At 60.8% G+C, this 15,816-nt stretch carries 20 protein-coding genes; 11 read left to right on the top strand and 9 right to left on the bottom strand.

Going from position 1 to position 15,816, the window contains the following annotated elements; genetic code table 11:
• Nucleotides 1-36: 36 nt before the first annotated feature.
• Nucleotides 37-480 carry a PilZ domain-containing protein gene (locus OH720_RS22500; RefSeq protein ID WP_272602962.1) on the bottom strand — a complete coding sequence of 148 codons (444 nt, stop codon included), beginning with the start codon at nucleotides 478-480 and terminating at the stop codon, nucleotides 37-39.
• Between OH720_RS22500 and OH720_RS22495 the strand changes: the two genes are divergently transcribed.
• From OH720_RS22495 to cysB, 5 genes are all read left to right on the top strand, one after another.
• A complete protein-coding gene (locus OH720_RS22495) occupies nucleotides 479-865 on the top strand; it encodes a thioredoxin family protein (protein ID WP_272602961.1) in 387 nt (128 codons plus the stop codon). The two genes, OH720_RS22500 and OH720_RS22495, sit on opposite strands and share 2 nt — an antisense overlap.
• Nucleotides 862-1,818 carry a putative 2-dehydropantoate 2-reductase gene (locus tag OH720_RS22490; protein WP_272602960.1) on the top strand — a complete coding sequence of 319 codons (957 nt, stop codon included), beginning with the start codon at nucleotides 862-864 and terminating at the stop codon, nucleotides 1,816-1,818. Before OH720_RS22495 ends, OH720_RS22490 begins: the two co-directional genes overlap by 4 nt.
• 26 nt (nucleotides 1,819-1,844) lie before the next feature.
• On the top strand, nucleotides 1,845-2,750 hold the full coding sequence (locus OH720_RS22485) for a 5'-nucleotidase (protein ID WP_020800387.1): 906 nt from the start codon (nucleotides 1,845-1,847) through the stop codon (nucleotides 2,748-2,750).
• Nucleotides 2,751-2,845: 95 nt separating this feature from the next.
• A complete protein-coding gene (locus OH720_RS22480) occupies nucleotides 2,846-3,349 on the top strand; it encodes a universal stress protein (protein ID WP_008057012.1) in 504 nt (167 codons plus the stop codon).
• Nucleotides 3,350-3,461: 112 nt separating this feature from the next.
• Complete coding sequence (gene cysB, locus OH720_RS22475; RefSeq protein WP_008057010.1) at nucleotides 3,462-4,436, top strand: HTH-type transcriptional regulator CysB; 975 nt, start codon at nucleotides 3,462-3,464, stop codon at nucleotides 4,434-4,436.
• Between the two features lie 33 nt (nucleotides 4,437-4,469).
• Here cysB and OH720_RS22470 read toward each other — a convergent pair whose 3' ends face one another.
• Both OH720_RS22470 and OH720_RS22465 read right to left on the bottom strand, forming a co-directional pair.
• Complete coding sequence (locus OH720_RS22470) at nucleotides 4,470-4,952, bottom strand: GreA/GreB family elongation factor (RefSeq protein WP_180203487.1); 483 nt, start codon at nucleotides 4,950-4,952, stop codon at nucleotides 4,470-4,472.
• 2 nt (nucleotides 4,953-4,954) lie between these two features.
• Nucleotides 4,955-5,365, bottom strand: a complete 411-nt coding sequence (locus OH720_RS22465; RefSeq protein WP_272602959.1) for a hypothetical protein — start codon at nucleotides 5,363-5,365, stop codon at nucleotides 4,955-4,957.
• A gap of 124 nt (nucleotides 5,366-5,489) precedes the next feature.
• Between OH720_RS22465 and earP the strand changes: the two genes are divergently transcribed.
• Both earP and efp read left to right on the top strand, forming a co-directional pair.
• Complete coding sequence (gene earP / locus OH720_RS22460) at nucleotides 5,490-6,632, top strand: elongation factor P maturation arginine rhamnosyltransferase EarP (protein WP_272602958.1); 1,143 nt, start codon at nucleotides 5,490-5,492, stop codon at nucleotides 6,630-6,632.
• A gap of 48 nt (nucleotides 6,633-6,680) precedes the next feature.
• On the top strand, nucleotides 6,681-7,250 hold the full coding sequence (gene efp / locus OH720_RS22455) for an elongation factor P (protein ID WP_008057003.1): 570 nt from the start codon (nucleotides 6,681-6,683) through the stop codon (nucleotides 7,248-7,250).
• Between the two features lie 152 nt (nucleotides 7,251-7,402).
• Here efp and OH720_RS22450 read toward each other — a convergent pair whose 3' ends face one another.
• From OH720_RS22450 to OH720_RS22435, 4 genes are all read right to left on the bottom strand, one after another.
• Entirely contained in the window at nucleotides 7,403-8,413 is a 1,011-nt protein-coding gene (locus tag OH720_RS22450) for an alpha/beta hydrolase (RefSeq protein WP_272602957.1), read from the bottom strand.
• Between the two features lie 36 nt (nucleotides 8,414-8,449).
• Entirely contained in the window at nucleotides 8,450-8,869 is a 420-nt protein-coding gene (locus OH720_RS22445; protein ID WP_272602956.1) for an organic hydroperoxide resistance protein, read from the bottom strand.
• A gap of 248 nt (nucleotides 8,870-9,117) precedes the next feature.
• Nucleotides 9,118-9,579 carry a MarR family winged helix-turn-helix transcriptional regulator gene (locus OH720_RS22440; RefSeq protein WP_272606502.1) on the bottom strand — a complete coding sequence of 154 codons (462 nt, stop codon included), beginning with the start codon at nucleotides 9,577-9,579 and terminating at the stop codon, nucleotides 9,118-9,120.
• Between the two features lie 69 nt (nucleotides 9,580-9,648).
• Nucleotides 9,649-10,605: a LysR family transcriptional regulator gene (locus OH720_RS22435; RefSeq protein ID WP_272602955.1), complete on the bottom strand. Its 957-nt coding sequence runs from the start codon at nucleotides 10,603-10,605 to the stop codon at nucleotides 9,649-9,651.
• A 112-nt stretch (nucleotides 10,606-10,717) separates the two neighbouring features.
• Between OH720_RS22435 and OH720_RS22430 the strand changes: the two genes are divergently transcribed.
• Nucleotides 10,718-11,467, top strand: coding sequence for a sulfite exporter TauE/SafE family protein (locus OH720_RS22430; RefSeq protein WP_272602954.1), 750 nt, complete (start codon nucleotides 10,718-10,720; stop codon nucleotides 11,465-11,467).
• On the opposite strand, the gene OH720_RS22425 is transcribed toward OH720_RS22430, so the two are convergent.
• Nucleotides 11,457-12,311, bottom strand: a complete 855-nt coding sequence (locus tag OH720_RS22425) for a LysR substrate-binding domain-containing protein (protein ID WP_008056996.1) — start codon at nucleotides 12,309-12,311, stop codon at nucleotides 11,457-11,459. The genes OH720_RS22430 and OH720_RS22425 overlap by 11 nt on opposite strands.
• Before the next feature lie 95 nt (nucleotides 12,312-12,406).
• Here OH720_RS22425 and OH720_RS22420 point away from each other — a divergent pair, with 95 nt between their 5' ends.
• The 3 genes from OH720_RS22420 to OH720_RS22410 all read left to right on the top strand — a co-directional run bounded on the left by OH720_RS22420 (nucleotide 12,407) and on the right by OH720_RS22410 (nucleotide 14,342).
• Entirely contained in the window at nucleotides 12,407-12,628 is a 222-nt protein-coding gene (locus tag OH720_RS22420) for a DUF1127 domain-containing protein (RefSeq protein WP_180203478.1), read from the top strand.
• A 162-nt stretch (nucleotides 12,629-12,790) separates the two neighbouring features.
• Complete coding sequence (locus OH720_RS22415) at nucleotides 12,791-13,030, top strand: DUF1127 domain-containing protein (RefSeq protein WP_272602953.1); 240 nt, start codon at nucleotides 12,791-12,793, stop codon at nucleotides 13,028-13,030.
• Nucleotides 13,031-13,097: 67 nt separating this feature from the next.
• Nucleotides 13,098-14,342, top strand: a complete 1,245-nt coding sequence (locus OH720_RS22410) for a winged helix-turn-helix domain-containing protein (RefSeq protein ID WP_272602952.1) — start codon at nucleotides 13,098-13,100, stop codon at nucleotides 14,340-14,342.
• A gap of 108 nt (nucleotides 14,343-14,450) precedes the next feature.
• Here the strand turns inward: OH720_RS22410 and OH720_RS22405 are convergent, their stop codons facing one another.
• Complete coding sequence (locus OH720_RS22405) at nucleotides 14,451-15,797, bottom strand: class II 3-deoxy-7-phosphoheptulonate synthase (protein ID WP_180203475.1); 1,347 nt, start codon at nucleotides 15,795-15,797, stop codon at nucleotides 14,451-14,453.
• Between the last annotated feature and the right edge of the window lie 19 nt (nucleotides 15,798-15,816).

The following is a 15,816-nucleotide window of genomic DNA, read 5'->3' as shown; positions in this document are numbered from 1 at the left end:
GCGTTACACCGTGGCTCGACAATGGGCTGGCCCGGTTTAATCCAGCACAGCCTGTGCAAATGCCTGGTGGACCCGGTCGTGGGAGAACTCGTCGGCATGTTGCTGGACCCATTCAAGGGCCAGGGCCTGGATATCCTGCAGGTCGTTGTGGGCATCATGCTGGCGGCAGTAACGCTCGATCTGGCACACCTGCTCACCCATCCTTGCACTGAAAAGCGTCTGTTCGTCGACGAAGGCAATGCCCACCAGGTAGCCTCGCTTTCTTCGCAGGCACCAGGCCACATAGCCCAGGAAGCGCATGTCCGGGTTCAGGGTCGGCATGCGCACCTCCAGCGCCGTGCCGTGACGCCAGGCGCGGTGATAATTGCAAGCCATGCCCCCGAGGCTGATAGTGTGCAGTTGTTGCCTTGAAATGCACTCCGGTTTGAGTAACGTCAATTCGACAGGTATATCGTCAGGATGAGGAATAAAACGTCCCATGAGCACGGACTCCATGTGTCGGCCATCTGACATTGTTTCCCCCAGTATAGTGGTCGAATTGGAACTGACCGATTTCGACGCCGACCAACGGCTGCTGGCGATGACCGGCGTATCGCTGGTGGTTTTCACCAGTGTCGGCTGTTCCTCCTGCCGTTTTGCCCGCGAGCGGTTGCCTGCGCTCGACCTGAATGTCGATCGCCTGTGCTGGATCGATGCCGGCAACAACGGCGGGGTGGTCGAGCGGTATCAGGTCTTTCACTTGCCGGCGCTGTTTGTCGTACGCGACGGTGAATTCCATGGGGCATTAAAATCGCGCCTGACCGGCGCCGAGCTCAACGCTGCCTTGAGGCAGGCGCTGGGTCGAACAGCAGAGGAGTTGCCATGACGGGTGCAGTTGCCAAGCCGACAATCGGAATTATCGGGACCGGGGCAATCGGCGGGTTCTACGGGATGATGCTGGCGCGGGCCGGCTTCGATGTGCATTTTCTGTTGCGCAGCGAGTTTTGCGCGGTGGCCGAGCGCGGGCTGCAACTGCACAGCGCGGTACATGGCGCGCTGACGCTGAATCCGGTGCAGGCCTATTCGGCGGCCGAAGACATGCCACCCTGCGACTGGTTGCTGGTCGGCGCGAAAACCACCAGTAACCGCGATCTTGCACCTGCCATCGTGCAAGCCGCCGCACCGAATGCCAGGGTGTTGCTGTTGCAAAATGGCCTGGATGTCGAGGACAGCCTGCGTGAACTGCTGCCCGACGCGCTGCATGTGCTGGGCGGGCTCTGCTATATCTGCGTCCATCGCCAGGGTCCCGGTGTGATTACTCATCAGGCGCTGGGGGCGGTGCATGTCGGCTATCACAGCGGGCCGGCGTCCGAGGGGCCTGTGCGTGCCGCGATTGTCGAGGAGGGGGCCGGTTTGTTTCTTGCCGCTGGCATCGACGCCCAGGCCATGGCGAACCTGCACCAGGCGCGCTGGCAGAAACTGGTCTGGAATATCCCGTACAACGGTCTGTCCGTGTTGCTGGGGGCGAGTACCACGCCGCTGATGGCCGATGCCGACAGCCGTGAGCTGATCAGGTCGCTGATGGGCGAAGTGGTCCAGGGCGCAATCGCCTGCGGTCACGAGGTGCCTGCCGGCTATGCCGAACATTTGTTGATGATGACGCAGAGAATGCCCGACTACTGGCCGAGCATGTACCACGATTATCTGCACAAGCGGCCGCTGGAGCTGGAGGCCATTTACGCCCGGCCACTAGCCGCGGCGAAGGCCGTTGGCTGTGAATTGCCCCGCATCGAGGCGATGTATCGCAGCTTGAGTTTCATCGATCGACGTAATACCTGAGTCGATCAACCGGAGGGGGGAAGGGGATGCCAAAGTCCATTGACGACAAGCTGGTGCTGGCGATTTCTTCGCGAGCGTTGTTCGACCTGAGTGAAAGCCACAAGGTCTATCTGTCGAGTGGCGTCGAGGCCTATCGGCAATATCAGATCGAGCACGAAGAGGAAATCCTCGAGCCCGGCGACGCCTTCCCGCTGGTGCAAAAACTCCTGAACCTCAATGCCCACCTCGGCCGCGCACGGGTCGAGGTGATCCTGGTCTCGCGCAACAGCGCCGACACCGGCCTGCGCGTGTTCAACTCGATCCACCACTATGGGCTGGCGATTTCCCGCGCGGCGTTTGTCGGCGGACGCAGCCCGTATCCGTACCTCAAGGCCTTTGGCTGCGATCTGTTTCTCTCGACCCACGCCGAAGACGTGCGCAGTGCGCTGGACGCCGGGTTCGCCGCGGCGACCATCCTGTCCGGTGGCGCCAGCCGTGCAGCCAGCGATGAGCTGCGCATTGCCTTCGACGGTGATGCCGTGCTGTTTTCCGACGAATCCGAACGCGTCTACCAGGCCGGTGGCCTGGAGGCGTTTCAGGCCAGCGAACGCGAAGCGGCCCGGGAACCTTTGCGCGGGGGGCCGTTCAAGGGCTTCCTCGCCGCCCTCAATCTGTTGCAGCGCGAATTCCCGGACGACGCCTGCCCGATTCGCACGGCACTGGTCACGGCGCGCTCGGCGCCGGCCCATGAGCGGGTGATCCGCACGTTGCGCGAGTGGGATATTCGCCTGGATGAATCGCTGTTCCTCGGAGGCCTGACCAAGTCGGCCTTTCTAGAAGCCTTTGCCGCCGATGTGTTTTTCGACGATCAGGCCGGCCATTGCGAGTTGGCTCGCGAAGTGGTCGCCACCGGCCATGTGCCACATGGCATAAGCAACGAGCAAAAGGTTTAAGCCCGCCGTTCAACGTGTTACGCCAGACGTCGCACTCGCCAAGGCACTGCTAAGCTGAATCAATCTCCGCCATTGTCGGCACGCGAGGAGGTCATATGATTCGCTCGATGCTGTATGCCACTGACCTCGGGCTGTACGCACCCGTGGTGATGCAGCATGCCCTGGAACTGGCCCGAACATTCAATGCCGACCTGTATGTGGTGCACGCCGTGGAGCCCATGGGGCTGTTTGCCGAATCGGTGCTGCAGAGTTACCTCGACGAGCAGGCGTTGAACGAATTCCACAGCCAGGGTCTTAACACGGTGATTGCCAGTATCGAGCAGCGGGTGCTCGACAATTTTCGCGAAGAGCTGGGTGACGAGGGGGAGCACGACCTTGAGCGGATCAAGGCGGTACGGGTGCTGCAGGGGGATCCATCGCAGGTGATTCTCGACCAGGCGCAGAAACTCTCGGTGGATTTACTGATCGTAGGAAGTCACAGCCATGGTGCGGGTGCGGAAACGCCTTTAGGCCGGACCGCAGCGCGTGTGTTGCAACTGTCCAAGGTACCGGTGTACCTGGTGCCGCTGGTGCAACGTCGTCGCCAAGGGGATCGCTAGAACACGAATAATGGCATTTTGATAAAAAGTTCTAGATTTATTCTTCAAACCATTAATATAGTTATATACCGTCGCTGATGCCCGTGGCGTCTACCTGCTTTGAGGGATTCATATGAAGCTCCAACAATTGCGCTACATCTGGGAAGTGGCGCACCACGACCTCAACGTTTCCGCTACAGCCCAAAGTCTCTACACCTCTCAGCCGGGCATCAGCAAGCAGATCCGTTTGCTGGAAGACGAATTGGGCGTCGAAGTGTTCGCCCGCAGCGGCAAGCACCTGACCCGCGTGACCCCGGCCGGTGAGCGCATCATCACCACCGCTGGCGAGATCCTGCGCAAGGTCGAAAGCATCAAGCAGATCGCCCAGGAATTCTCCAACGAGAAGAAAGGCACCCTGTCGATCGCCACCACCCACACCCAGGCGCGCTACGCGTTGCCGCCGGTGATCAGCAATTTCATCAAGCAGTATCCGGATGTTGCCCTGCACATGCACCAGGGCTCGCCGATGCAGATCGCCGAGATGGCCGCTGACGGCACCGTGGATTTCGCCATTGCCACCGAAGCCCTCGAGCTGTTCGGCGACCTGGTGATGATGCCGTGCTATCGCTGGAATCGCTGTGTGGTCGTGCCCCAGGGACACCCGCTGACCAAGCTCTCGAAGCTGACCCTCGAAGCCCTGGCCGAATACCCGATCGTGACCTATGTGTTCGGTTTCACCGGCCGTTCCAAGCTCGACGAAGCCTTCAGCCACCGCGGCCTGACGCCCAAGGTGGTGTTTACCGCCGCGGACGCCGACGTGATCAAGACCTACGTGCGCCTGGGCTTGGGTGTGGGCATCGTGGCGAAAATGGCGGTTGATACCAAGCTCGACAACGACCTGGTGGTGCTCGATGCCAGCGAATTGTTCGAGTCCAGCGTGACCAAGATCGGTTTCCGTCGCGGCACCTTCCTGCGCGGATTCATGTGCGACTTCATCGAGAAGTTCGCCCCGCACCTGACCCGCGAAGTCATGGCCAAGGCCATCCAGTGCCACAACAAGCAGGAGCTGGAAGAGCTGTTCGACGGCGTCGAGCTGCCGGTTCACTGATAGCGCGTCCTGCCGCGCAGGCAGGCCAGCCGGTCAAACCACCTCGGTGACAGCGAACTGTTGCCGAGCACCCGCCACCAGAATCTCCACCTCGTCACCTGCGAACTTGCCCAGCAGGCTTTTGCCCAGCGGTGAGCGCGGGGTGATGACGGTAATCAGTTGCCCCACCAGGTCAACCTTCAGGCCCGCCGCATCGGGCGCCAGGAACAGCCATTGCTCGCGGCCCTTTTCGTCTTCCAGACCGAGCAGGGCACCAATCTCGATACCCCGTTGCTCGTCATACGGACGCAGTGCCAGGTTCTGGCAAAGCGCCAGTGACTGGCGAATCTCCTCGACCCGCCTGGCCTGCCCGGCGGCCAGGTAAGACGCCTCCAGGCCCAGTGTGTCGTACTTGTTTTCGGCGATGTTTTCTTCGTGGGTCGCGGTTTCGTACGCGGTTTGCGCAGCGCGCTCGGCAATGTCGAGATCGACCCGCAGCTTGTCGAGAATCAGTTGGTGGACAGTGTGCTTATTCATGATCAATCGCAAAATTGCAGGACATTGGCGCGGCTTTTTTCACTCGGTGCCGTCTGGTCCTGTTGCAACCAGAACTGGCATCGGGGGTTCGACAGGTTGCGGTTGCTGCCGCGCGCCTGGTCGAGTCGTTGTGCCTGCTCGTTCTTGCGCAGGTTTTCTTCATACTGCTCGAACAAGGGGCTCTGTGCGGGAATGTCCGGTACCGGGCGTGTCACCGCCGGCGGCTTGGCCAGTTGCTCCACTGCCGTTGCGACCGGTGCCAGTTGTTCGCTGAAAAACAGCCGGGATACCAGCCAGCCGGTCAACACGATGGCGATGAAACCCAGCCACAGGCCGAGGGCGATGCTGCCGGTCAGTTGCAGGGCGCTGAGGTGAATCGCAATGGGTCGGCGCGGAGTAGGGCGGTAGGGCATGGTTGCCTCCTGGCGAGGGGTCGCGGGCGAGTGCCGATTGTCGCACGAAGATTAATCGGCGTCGGCTCTTCTGCGTGGGCTGATTTATGCGGACAATTGACACCTTTGCCAACGGGAGCCTGGAATGCCTGATAAGAAAACCCGCTGGGATATTTTTTGCACCGTGGTCGACAACTTTGGCGACATCGGCGTGACCTGGCGGCTGTCCCGGCAGCTGGTGGCCGAGCACGGGGTGGAGGTGCGTTTGTGGGTCGACGATCTGCGTGCCTTCGAGCGCCTGTGTCCGCAGATCGACATTCACGCTGGCCAGCAATGGCAGCAGGGTGTCGAGGTGTGCCATTGGTCGGCCGACTGGCAGCCGGTCGAGGCGGCCGATGTGGTGATCGCCGCGTTCGCCTGCCAGTTGCCAGGCGCCTACATGGATGCCATGGCCCTGCGAGAAAAGACGCCGCTGTGGATGAACCTCGACTACTTGAGCGCCGAGGACTGGGTGATCGGCTGCCACGGCTTGCCGTCGGTAAAATACAAACACGTGCAGAAGCATTTTTTCTTTCCCGGGTTCCACAAGGGGACGGGCGGCCTGCTGCGTGAAAGCGGATTGCTCGAACGGCGTCGGCAGTTTCAACAGAGCCCCGAAGCTCAGCGAAGCTTCCTGCAAGGCCTGGGGGTCGACCGCGCGCCGGGTGCGCTGCTGATTTCGCTGTTTGCCTATGAAAACGCCGGTTTGGCCAGCTGGCTGGACACCTTGGTGAGCGACTCGACGCCCACTCATCTGCTGGTGCCGCAAGGGCGGATCCTGGGCGACGTCGAGCGTTGGCTGGGGGCGCAGGATCTGCAGGCGGGGGCGTTGCATGTGCGCGATGCCTTGACCGTGCAGGTGCTGCCGTTCGTCCGACAGGACCAGTATGACCAGTTACTGTGGTGCTGCGATTTCAACGCAGTACGCGGCGAAGATTCCTTTGTCCGCGCGCAATGGGCGGGGCGGCCCATGCTGTGGCACATCTATCAGCAGGAGGAAGATGTCCATCTGGACAAGCTCGAAGCCTTCCTCACGCTCTACACCAAGGACCTTCCGCCTGCGGCTGGCGAGGCGATCAGCGGTCTCTGGCGGGCCTGGAATGCCGGTGAGACAATGACCGACCACTGGCATTCGACGCGCAAACACTGGCCACAGCTGCAAAAACACGCCGAGACGTGGTGTCTGGAACAGGCCTTGCACACCGATCTTGCCGCGGCGCTGGTACAGTTTTATGTAAATTGGATATGATACGCGGCCTAGATTTTTGTAAATCCCATCCAAATTCGGATATTCGCAATGAAAACTGGTAAAGAACTCAAACCCGGTACCGTGATCCGTATCGACAACGATCCTTGGCTGGTTCAGAAAGCTGAATTCACCAAGTCGGGCCGTAACAGCGCGATCATGAAGACCAAGCTGAAAAACCTGCTGACCGGCTACAAGACTGAAACCGTCTACAGCGCCGACGACAAGTTGGACGACGTGATCCTGGACCGTAAGGAAGCGACCCTGTCCTTCATCAGCGGTGACAGCTACACGTTCATGGACACCACTGACTACACCATGTACGAACTGAACGCCGAAGACATCGAAAGCGTTCTGCCGTTCATCGAAGAAGGCATGACCGACGTTTGCGAAGCCGTGTTCTTCGAAGGCCGTTTGGTTTCCGTAGAGCTGCCGACCACCATCGTGCGTCAGGTTGACTACACCGAAGGTTCCGCTCGTGGCGATACTTCCGGCAAGGTGATGAAGCCTGCCAAACTGAAGAACGGTACCGAGCTGTCGGTTGCTGACTTCATCGAAATCGGCGACATGATCGAGATCGATACCCGCGAAGGCGGTTCCTACAAAGGCCGTGCTAAATAAGCACTGCTTGAGGAATGAAAAAGCCCGACCATTGAGTCGGGCTTTTTTGTGCGCGTCGGATACAACCAATCCCCTGTAGGAGCACGGCTTGCCGGCGATGGCGTACGCAAGAGCGCCATCGCCGGCAAGCCGTGCTCCTACAGGGGCAAACGTTATTTCAGATGTTGCTTGAGCTCTTCAGATGCCTGCAACATCGCTGACCGCACCGCCGGCACCTGGCTCACCACGTTGAGCAAGCCATAGTCGTGGATCATGCCGTTGTAGCGTACCGAGGTCACCGCCACCCCGGCCTCGTCGAGTTTGCGGGCATAGGCTTCACCTTCATCGCGCAACACGTCGGCACCCGCCGTCTGCACCAGCGCCGGTGGCAGTCCCTTGAGTTGCGCAGAGGTGGCCCGCAGCGGCGAGGCGTAGATCTCGCTGCGCTGTTTGGCGTCAGTGGTGTAGTTGTCCCAGAACCACTTCATCATGTTGCGAGTCAGGAAGTGCCCTTCGGCATACTGGTTATAGGAACCGGTGTCGAAGTTGGCATCGGTCACCGGCCACAACAGGACCTGGAACTTGATTGCCGGTGTGCCTTTGTCTTTTGCCATCAGCGCGACCACTGCCGCCATGTTGCCACCGACGCTGTTGCCGGCCACCGCCAGGCGCTTGCCGTCGACGTTGATCTCTTTACCGTGCTCGGCCACCCATTGGGTCGCGGCATACGCCTGGTTGATCGCCACCGGATAGTGCGCTTCCGGCGAAGGGGTGTAGTTGACGAAAACCGCCGCCGCACCCGAGCCCGCCACCAGATCCCGAACCAGCCGCTCGTGGGTCGGGAAATCGCCCAGGACCCAGCCGCCGCCGTGGAAGAACATGAACACCGGCAGCTCGCCCTTGACCCCGGCCGGCCGGACGATGGTCAGCTTCAGCGGTTGGCCATCGACCTGGATGGTCTTCTCGCTGACATCGGCTTTTGGCAGCGTCAGCTTCACCCCGGCTTGCGCGCCCACCAGCACGGCGCGGGCGTCTTTGGGTGTCATCTGTTCCATCGGTTTGCCGGTGCCGGCATTCAGTGCATCGAGAAACGCCTGGGTGTTGTGTTCAACGTCGCCGGCGAATGCACTGTGGACAGACCGGGCGAGAAGGGTACCGGTCAAGACTTTGCTGAAAGTGTTCATGTTCATTTCCTGTTCGGGCCTGGATGGAAAGTGGCGTTAGACCGTTACGTGCAGACGTACTTCGACGTTGCCACGGGTGGCGTTGGAGTACGGGCAGACCTGGTGGGCAGCCTCGACCAGTGTTTGTGCGTCGGCTTGTTCCAGGCCCGGCATGCTGATGTGCAGGTCGATGTCCAGACCGAAGCCGCCAGGGATCTGGCCGATGCCGACATGGGCGGTGATCGACGCGTCATCCGGGATTTTGCGTTTGGTCTGGCTGGCGACGAATTTCAGCGCGCCGATGAAGCAGGCTGAGTAGCCGGCGGCGAACAGTTGCTCAGGGTTGGTCGCCGCGCCACCGGCACCGCCGAGTTCTTTCGGGGTGGCGAGTTTGACGTCGAGAATGTTGTCGCTGGAGATCGCACGACCGTCGCGGCCACCGGTGGAAGTTGCAATGGCGGTGTAGAGAGTTTGCATGGTGAAAGCCTCGTTCGGGTTTGATGTTTTGCGCTAAATGTTTGCGCGCTAAGTAAGTGCGAGATGAATGTATCGCGCTAATAGTTAGTGCGCAAGATAAATTTTTGAAAAAATTGAGCGCAGACGCAAAACGACTGTAGGAGTGAGCCTGCTCGCGATAGCTGTGTCACATTCAACATCGAGGTTGACTGACACACCGCCATCGCGAGCAGGCTCACTCCTACATGGGATTTTCGGTGGTTTGAAAATCAGAGGCTGTCTTGCAGATGGCGACGCAGCTCTTGCAGTTCCGCTTGAAGCTTTTGCAGTCGCTCCAAGGTCATCCCGCTGGCGCCGAGGATGCATTGCGGAATGCCACGGGCCTTGTCGCGCAAGGCGCGGCCCTGTTCGGTGAGCTCGACGATTACCACGCGCTCGTCCTCACGGCTGCGGGTACGGCTGAGCACGCCTTCGGCCTCCAGGCGCTTGAGCAGCGGCGTGAGCGAGCCGGGATCGGTCAACAGGCGCGCGCTGATTTCACCTACGGTCAGACCGTCCTTCTCCCACAGCACCATCATCACCAGGTATTGCGGATAGGTCAGGCCCAACGCCTGCAGCAGGGGTTTGTAGACCTTGGTCATCATCAGTGAAGTGGAATGCAGGGCGAAGCAGGCCTGGTTGTCCAGCAGCAGGTCGTCGCAGTGGTCCGGGGTGTCGCGCTTGGTGGTCATCGGGAAGCCTTGAGCAGTGATCTTCATGAATCTAGCGGGCAAATCTTTATCGCGCCAGACAATTCTGGGCTAGTGCTGGCCCAGATGGGTTTGCAGCACCAGGTCCCAGGGCGGAATGGGGCTGAAACGGGTTTTCAGGTATTCCAGCAGCAGGCGACTGCGGGAATTGGGTTGTTGTTGCAGGCGCAAGGCGTAGATCCCGGAGCTTTCCGGTTTTGGCAGGCCGTTTTCGCAGAACAACGGCAGCAGTTCGCCGCGCAACAGGTATTCGCTGACGAGCCAGGTCGGCAAGTGGGCGATGCCCAGGCCGGCCAATGCGCTGTAGATCAACGCTTCGGCATTATTGGCGCTCATGCGCACGCGCGACGGTCGGTGCAATTGCATCTGCCCGTCCCGTTCGAAGCGCCAGGCGAAGGGAGGGGCCAGGCCGGCCCAGTCAAGGCCATCATGTTCGACCAGCTGCGCCGGATCACTCGGCACGCCGCGGCGCTGCAAGTAGGCGGGGCTGGCGCAGGCGATGCGCACCATGCTCGCCAGCGGCGTGGCCACCAACCGGGTATCGGCCAGTTGCCCGGCGCGCAAGACCAGATCGACCTTGCCCAGGTTTAAGCCCTGCATGTCGACAAAGCTGTCGATCAACTGCAATTGCACGTCGAGGCCGGGATAGAGCAGCAGAAAGTCGGCAATCACCGGTGCCAGGTGGCGCCGCCCGAATGCGGCCGGTGCATCGATACGAATCAAGCCTTCCGGTGCGCTGCTAAGGGACACTGCTTCGGCCCGGGCCAGGCGCAATTCGGCGACGATCCTGCGTGCGCGTTCGGCAAACGCCAGCCCTGCCGGCGTTGCGCGCACCGCATGGGTACTGCGAATGAACAATTGGCTGCCGACGGCACCTTCCAGGCTGTCAATGCGTCGCGCCACGGCCGAAGGGGTCAGTGGATGACGGCGTGACGCGGCGGAAAAACTGCCGGTTTCCAGCACGTCGAGAAACAGGCCCAGTTGCTCGGTCAGTAGGTTGGGATTCATGTGTGGCTCGATGCCTGTGCGAGTTTGGCATAGCCATTGTGCGTTGCTGTGCGTTTCCGCGCCAGAAGCAGTTGCGTAGGATGAATCGCCTGACGTTTGGGAGAGAGACACCGTGATTGAGTTTGTGTTGTATCTGGTTTTCGGCGCCGCCTTGGGAACCCTCGGCGGTTTGTTTGGCATCGGCGGGGGATTGATCGCCATTCCGTTGCTGGGCGTTTTATGCGGGCTCGATCAGCAGATTGCCCAAGGTACGGCATTGGTGATGGTGGTGCCCAACGTGATGCTGGCACTGTGGCGCTACCACCAGCGCAACAAGATCGAGTTACGTCACGCGCTGCCGCTGGCCACGATGGGTTTTTGCTTCGCCTGGCTCGGATCGATCTGGGCGGTGGGGATCGATGCGCAAAGCATGCGTATCGGTTTTGTCGCGTTTCTGATCGCGCTTTGCGCCTACAACCTGGTGCGGATGTTCCTCGCCAGCGCATCGCCTTCGGCGCAGATGAACCATTCATGGCCGTGGCTGGGCGTGCTCGGTGCGGCATCCGGCACCATGGGTGGTCTGTTTGGCGTGGGCGGGGCAGTGGTGGCGACACCAGTGTTGACCAGCGTGTTCGGCACCACCCAGGTGGTTGCCCAGGGCCTGTCCCTGGCACTGGCGCTGCCGAGCACCGGCGTCACGCTGGTCACTTATGGCGTACATCACCAGGTGAACTGGATGATCGGAGTGCCACTGGCAATCGGCGGGCTGATGAGTATCAGCTGGGGCGTGAAGATCGCCCACAGCCTGCCGGAGCGCCTGCTGCGCGCCCTGTTTTGCGGCTTCCTGCTGTGCTGTGCGGTGATGCTTGCGTTTAAAGCTTGAAGCCTTCGACGATATGCTCGGCCAGGCACTCGGTGATCGGTGACGGATTGTGCAGGTTGCGCACCAGCATGATGCTGGCCTCGGGCAGCACCGGCAGATCCTCGGCTTCACCGAGGATGCGCATGTCCGCGGTGATCAGGCTTTCAAGTTGCGCGGTGACAGCCAGGCCGGCGCTGACCACCGCCATGATCGCCGACAGGCTGTCGCTGTTATACGCCACGCGATAATCGCGCCCTTGGGCATCAAGGGCGTTGCAGGCCCAGATACGGCAGAAACAATCACTGTTGAACATCGCCAGTGGCAGCGGCGTCTGCTCGTGGGCGCTGTAGCATTGCGCCTCGGCCCAGACAAAACGTTCCTTGCGCAACAACTGGCCGATTTCACTGCCCGGCTCACGGGTGACGATGGACAGGTCGAGGTCCTGGCGCATCAGCAGTTGTTTTGATGATTCACAATGCACTTCGATCTGGATCAGCGGATAGGACTGGGCAAACTGGCGCAGGATCCCTGGCAGAAAACGCATCACGTAGTCGTCCGGGGTGCCGATGCGTACCGTGCCGACCATGTGCGGCTCGCGCAGCGTGTTGAACACCTCGCTGTGCAGCTTGAGGATCCGCCGCGCATAACCCAGCAGCACCTGGCCTTCGGCCGTGAGCCGCACCTGGCGCCCGTCACGCTGGAACAGTTGGCGTTGCAGAATATCTTCTTCCAGTCGCTTCATCTGCATGCTGACGGCTGACTGGGTGCGATGGACCAATTCACCGGCGCGAGTGAACCCACCCTGGTCGGCGATGGCGACGAAGGTGCGCAGCACTTCGGTATCGATACTCGGGTAGGCCGACATGCATCAATCTCCGAGATGGTTACCATCAGAAACATTCGTTGGATTGATCTTAGGCCTGGGCAGAGACTTGAGCCATCCAAACGGAGGGCAACAAGATGAAAGGTCAACATGAAATTCACGGCACTGAAAAACATTCGGTTCACCTGATTTCCGATCTGTTGCACAAGGTCGGTCGCTGGTACGAGCTGCACCGTGAGCGCGAACTGCTGGCGAGCATGAGTGATGAGGCGTTGAAGGACATCGGCTTGAGTCGTGCCGACGTCGCGCATGAAGCTGATCTGCACTTCTGGCAAGACCCGATGGGCAATGGAAAGTAGGCTCGATGACCCATGGAAATGTCCTGTCACTACCCCGTCATCCCGACGAAAGCCCGGGCTGATGGGGTAGGCGCGAGCCCGAAACAGATGGTCATAGAGCTTTGCTGGAGCCTGTTTGCGCACTGGCTGAAGATCCTCTCCCCAACATTGAGGAGTGGTGTCATGGAACGACAAGGCATTGAAGGGCGTGACGTAGGGCATGGCGTGCGCGATGCACTGCACCGGCTCCGGCAGCCGGTCCGGGCAGCGATTACGCAATTGCAGCGCTGGCGCCAACTGAGCAGGGACCGAACCGAACTGTCGCGATTGAGCGACGAGCGTTTGCGCGATATTGGCTTGAGTCGAGCCGATGTCCTGCGGGAGTCAGCGCGCCCGTTCTGGGATGATCCATTCAAGCGATGAGGCGTTGGCATTGGCGTTTTTCCCGCCTGCCGCTAAGGTGGGGAGAGCCTTGCCGATGAGCCGTCAGATGCCAGCATCCCAGTCTTTTTCCTTGAAGCAAGCCAGACGCCTGGCCCTGACCGCCCAAGGTTTTGTCGGGCGCCAGCCGTCGTTGCCGGTCAAGCCTGCCGCTATCAACCGATTGATCGAGCGCCTGGGCATTTTGCAGATCGACTCGGTCAATGCACTGGTGCGTTCGCACTACCTGCCGCTGTTTTCCCGGCTTGGCCAGTATTCAGCCGACTTGCTCGACCAGGCTGCCTGGAGCCAGGGGCGCCAGCGTACCCTGTTCGAATACTGGGGGCATGAAGCGTCCTTGCTGCCCTTGTCGATGTACCCGTTGATGCGTTGGCGCATGCAGCGGGCAAGCCGTGGCGAAGACATTTATCAACAACTGGCGCGTTTTGGTCGTGAACAGCAGGACACGGTTCGCCGGGTGCTGGCCTGCGTCCAGGAGCAGGGCGCGTTGGGCGCCGGCAGCCTGTCGACTCGCCAGGAGCGAGCAGGGCCCTGGTGGGACTGGAGCGCGGAAAAGCATGCGCTGGAATGGCTGTTCGCCGCCGGTGAAGTGACAGTGGCCGGCCGGCGCGGGTTCGAGCGACTTTATGACCTGCCGGAGCGGGTCATCCCTTCGGCGATCCTGGCGCAACCGCGGCTCAATGAGGCTGAGGCCCAGCGCGGGCTGATACGGCATGCCGCGTCAGCCTTGGGCGTGGGCATCGAGAAAGACCTGCGTGACTATTTTCGTTTAAGCCCCGCGGACAGTCGTCCGCGTCTGGCGGAATTGGTCGAGGCCGGTGAGTTGCTCTGCTGTGAAGTCGAGGGTTGGCGGCAACCTGCCTATTGCCTGCCTGAGCCGAAAGTGCGACGCAAGCTCGAGGCCAGTGCCTTGCTTTCACCGTTCGACTCGCTGATCTGGGAGCGCAGCCGTACCGAGCGGCTGTTTGATTTTCGCTATCGGCTGGAGATCTACACGCCGCCGGGTAAGCGGGTCTATGGCTATTACGTCTTGCCGTTTTTGCACAATGAGCGCATTGCCGCGCGGGTCGACCTGCGTGCTGAGCGGGCTGCCGGGCGGTTGGCGGTGCACGCGGTGCATGAAGAGGAAAAGGGGCTGGATGACGAGGGGATGTTGGCGCTGGCGCTCAATCTGCGGCAGATGGCGGATTGGCTGGGGCTGGCGCGGGTCCAGCTGAATTGCCCGCGGGCGAGTGCGGCAAGATTGCGGGTGGCATTGGCACAGGTGGCATTGGCACAGATAGAGGGTGACTGATCTGGCCTAATCGCCAGCAGGCTGGCTCCCACACTGGATCTGTGTCCTGCACAAATCCCATGTGGGAGCCAGCCTGCTGGCGATAGCGGTACATCAGGCGATCAAAAACTACCGCCGGACTTGCTTGAGGGTTTCAGCTATCAAAAACGCCAACTCCAGCGACTGATCGGCATTCATTCGCGGGTCGCAATGGGTGTGGTAGCGATCCGACAAACCGTCCTCGGTAATCGGTCGGGCACCGCCGATGCACTCGGTGACGTTCTGCCCGGTCATCTCGATATGAATGCCGCCCGCGTAACTGCCTTCAGCTTCGTGGACCTGGAAGAACTGCTTCACTTCGCCAAGGATCTGCGCGAAGTCGCGGGTCTTGTAGCCGCTGCTGGCCTTGATGGTGTTGCCGTGCATCGGATCGGAACTCCAGAGCACTTGCTTGCCTTCACGCTGCACGGCGCGGATCAGTTGCGGCAAATGATCGCCGACCTTGTTCGCGCCCATGCGCGCGATCAGGTTCAGGCGCCCCGGATCGTTCTCGGGGTTGAGCACGTCGATCAGACGGATCAGGTCTTCTGGGTTCATGCTCGGACCGACCTTGACCCCGATCGGATTGTTCACCCCGCGCAGAAATTCGACATGCGCGCCATCGAGCTGACGGGTGCGGTCGCCGATCCACAGCATGTGGGCCGAACAGTCGTAATAGTCGTTGGTCAGGCTGTCGCGACGGACGAAGGCTTCCTCATAATTGAGCAGCAACGCTTCGTGGGCGGTGAAAAAGCTGGTTTCGCGCAGTTGCGGCGAGCTGTCCATGCCGCAGGCGCGCATGAACGCCAGGGTTTCATCGATGCGGTCGGCCAGGTGGCTGTATTTTTCCGCCAGGGCCGAGTTGGCGATGAAGTCCAGGTTCCACTTGTGCACCTGGTGCAGGTCGGCAAACCCGCCCTGAGCGAAGGCGCGCAGCAGGTTGAGGGTGGCGGTGGACTGGTGGTACGACTGCAGCAGGCGTTCCGGGTCCGGCACACGGCTTTTTTCATCGAAGCCGATGCCATTGACGATATCGCCACGGTAGGCCGGCAGTGTCACGCCGTCGATGGTCTCGTCGTTGGCCGAGCGAGGTTTGGCGAACTGGCCGGCCATGCGCCCGACCTTGACCACCGGGCAGCCAGCCGCAAACGTCATGACAATGGCCATTTGCAGCAGCACCTTGAAGGTGTCGCGGATTTTCGCGGCGGAAAACTCGGCGAAACTTTCGGCGCAGTCGCCGCCCTGCAGCAAAAAGGCACGGCCCTGGGTCACTTCGGCGAACTGACGGCGCAATTCCCGGGCCTCCCCGGCAAACACCAGCGGCGGGTAGCTGGCCAGGGTCTGCTCGACGTGCTGCAGATGCGCCGCGTCGGGGTATTGGGGTTGTTGCTGGATCGGCAGGGCGCGCCAGCTGTCAGGGCTCCAGGGTTGACTCATCATGATCTCTAGTGTTTTA

The sequence above is a fragment of the Pseudomonas sp. WJP1 genome (assembly GCF_028471945.1).
Classification (GTDB): Bacteria; Pseudomonadota; Gammaproteobacteria; order Pseudomonadales; family Pseudomonadaceae; genus Aquipseudomonas.
This window is presented reverse-complemented; position numbering and strand designations above follow the sequence as displayed.